This window comes from Acinetobacter sp. NigerLNRRAM0016 (assembly GCF_054112845.1).
Window position 1 is genome coordinate 1 of sequence record NZ_JBSYVT010000120.1, and the last position, 488, is coordinate 488.

Sequence of the window (488 nt, forward strand, 5' to 3'; positions counted from 1 at the left end):
AGCCCGCTGATAGATCAGGCGCTGACGGTACAGCGGCAAATGATCGGCATACTTCGATACCAGCACATGGCTGAGCAGTTCAGGACTGGCAATACCTTTATCAATCACATAGGCGGGCATCGCTTGCTGAGTCAGGGTGTCGCACTGATCACAGACCCATTTGCCACGTACATGCTGTTCCTTATAGAACTGTGCCGGTCTGAAATGCAGTTTTTCACTGACATCTTCGCCGATACGACGAAGTTGGCAGCCACAAGCACATTGGGTTGATGCAGGTTCATGCTCAATACGGATGGTGTGTAGATGATCTGGCAGTGGTCGACGTTTAGGTTTATTGGTTTTGGCTTTGTGTGTCACTGCATCGGTTTTATCTGCATTTAGCCGTTCCAGTTCTAGATCAACCGCGGCAATATCTTCTTCAACCGCTTCATCCCACAGGTGGATTTGTTTTGCAGTGAGATGTTCGTTTTTACTGCCGAATTTATGCT

At 48.4% G+C, this 488-nt stretch carries 1 protein-coding gene; it reads right to left on the reverse strand.

Translation table 11 applies throughout. The annotated features are described in order from the left end of the window. Nucleotides 1-488 (reverse strand): IS66 family transposase zinc-finger binding domain-containing protein (locus ACWQ4X_RS19795; RefSeq protein WP_457904686.1); only part of this gene is annotated, 488 nt, incomplete at both ends.